Origin of the sequence: Streptomyces sp. WELS2 (assembly GCF_013870595.1) — a bacterium.
Classification (GTDB): Bacteria; Actinomycetota; Actinomycetes; order Streptomycetales; family Streptomycetaceae; genus Streptomyces.
On record NZ_JACBWZ010000931.1, the window covers coordinates 1 to 2,265 of the forward strand.

Genomic DNA, 2,265 nt, shown 5'->3' on the forward strand with positions numbered 1-2,265 from the left:
GGGCCGGGCTCTGATCGAGCTGGCCAAGGGCATTCTGGTGGAGCGGCTGGGCTGCGGTCCGGCGCAGGCCGCCCGGCAGCTCGCCGAGCTGACCGAGCAGGCCGGGGCGACCCCGCTGGAGTTCGCGGTGGAGGTCATCAACCAGGCCGCCCGCGACCGGTTGTCGGAGCTCACCACGTCCTTCCTGGCCGTCACCGCGGGCGCCGTGGAGCGTGACGCCGCGGCCGTGCGGCTGCGGGCGGCCGAGAGCGGTGCGCTGGCCGCGGACGACACCCAGGCCGTCGCCGGCCCCCTGCTGGAGCACGCGCTGCGCCCGCTCGGCGCGGTGGCGGTGGCCGTGTGGGCCGCGGGTACCGACGGCTCGCTGACCCTCGCCGGCAGCGCCGGGTTCTCCCCGGCGGAGGCCACCCGTTGGCGTTATGTGCCGCCGGAGGTGGCGACGGTGGCGCGCCGGGGCCTGACCGAGCGCGCCGGTCAGTGGTTCGGCTCCCTGGCCGAGACCGGGCTGCCCACCATCGGCCGGCAACTGCACCCGGACGGGGGCCGGGTGGCGGTGCCCGCGGGCACCGGGGGCCGGATCCACGGGGTGCTGGAGATCGCCTGGCCGGGACCGCTGGAGCCCCAGCCGCCGGCGGTCGTCCGGCAGGTGGAAGCCCTCGCCGAGCTGTGCGCGCACACCCTGGAGACGTACACGCCGCGCCGGGACCAAGGGCAGGAGCCCCGGGTGCTGCCCGACGCCGCCGAGTTGATGGACCTGGCGGACGGGCTGCACGACCCCGCGCTGGTCCTGGTGCCGCACCTGGACGACTCCGGGCAGTTGGTCGACTTCCGCATCCAGCACATCAACAGCCACTTCCTGGATCCGGCGGGCCGGCCGCGGGCGGTGGTCAGCGGGGCGCTGCTCCTGGAGGCGTACCCGATGGCCGCGGGCAAGAGCGAGCTGTTCCACCGGGTGGAGCACGTGTACGCCACGGGTGAGCCGTTCCGGGCCCGCCGCATGCAGCTGACCTCGCTGGTCGACCAGGTGTCGCTGTCGGCGGTCGCGGACATCAGCATCAGCCGGCACGGCAACAGCGTGCTGCTGATCTGGCGCATCGAGGACGAGACGGCGCGGCTGGCGAGCCTGCTCCAGCACGCCCAGCGCCTCGGCCGGATCGGCGGGTTCGAGGAGAACCTGCTCACGGGCGAGATCACCTGGAACGACCAGCTGTTCCACCTCTACGGCCGGCCCCCGACGAGCACGCCCGTCCCGCTGGAGGAGCTGCCCGCGTACGCGCACCCCGACGACGCCGTGCCCCTCGGCCGGTTCCTGCGCACGCTGCTGCACCACCGCCGGCCCGCCTCGGCGGCCTTCCGGTTGCAGCGGCCCGACGGCGTGACCCGGCACATCCGCGTGGTCGCCGAACCGGTGCTGGACACCGACGGCCGGCTGTTCGTCGTACGGGGTGCCTACCAGGACATCTCCGCCCAGCACTGGACGGAGGTGGCGCTCGCCGCGACCCGGGACCAGCTCGCCCACACCGAGCAGCAGGCCGCCGAGCGCAACCGGCTGACCCTGCAGTTGCAGCACGCCATCATGCCGCCGACCCGGGCGCCGCTGTCGGTGCCGGGTCTGGAGGTCGCGGTGCGGTACCGCCCGGCGGAGACCGAGCACCTGGTGGGCGGCGACTGGTACGACGCCGTGGTGCTGCCATCCGGGCTGGTCCTGATGTGCGTGGGTGATGTCGCGGGCCACGGTATCGAGGCGGCCACCAGCATGGTCGTCCTGCGCAACGCGCTGCGCGGTCTCGCCGTGACCGGTGCCGGGCCGGGCCAGTTGCTGTCGTGGCTGAACATCGTGGCGCACCATCTGACCGGCGCGGTCACCGCCACGGCGGTCTGCGCGCTGTACGACCCCGACCGGCACACCCTGCGCTGGGCGCGGGCGGGCCACCTGCCGCCGGTCCTGGTCCGCGGGTCGGAGGCGGCGCCGTTGCCGCTGGTCAAGGGCCTGCTGCTGGGGGCGGTGCCGGAGGCCGTCTACGAGGAGGCCGAGCTGGAGTTCGCGCCGCAGGACACGCTGCTGCTGTACACCGACGGCCTGATCGAACGCCGTGACCGGTCCGTGGAGGAGTCCCTGGCCCATCTGCTGACCGCGGCCCGCACGGCACCGAAGACCCTGGACCAGCAGTTGGACGGCCTGCTGACGTACAGCAGATCGGACACGGACGACGACACCTGCATCGTGGGCATCCGGGTGGTGTAGCCGCTGCCGGGCGCGGATCA

At 74.2% G+C, this 2,265-nt stretch carries 1 protein-coding gene; it reads left to right on the forward strand.

Features of this window, described 5'->3' with window-relative positions; genetic code table 11:
* A partial coding sequence (locus tag H5J33_RS31890) for a SpoIIE family protein phosphatase (protein ID WP_181798221.1) occupies positions 1-2,245 on the forward strand: 2,245 nt, incomplete at its 5' end.
* Positions 2,246-2,265: the final 20 nt, after the last annotated feature.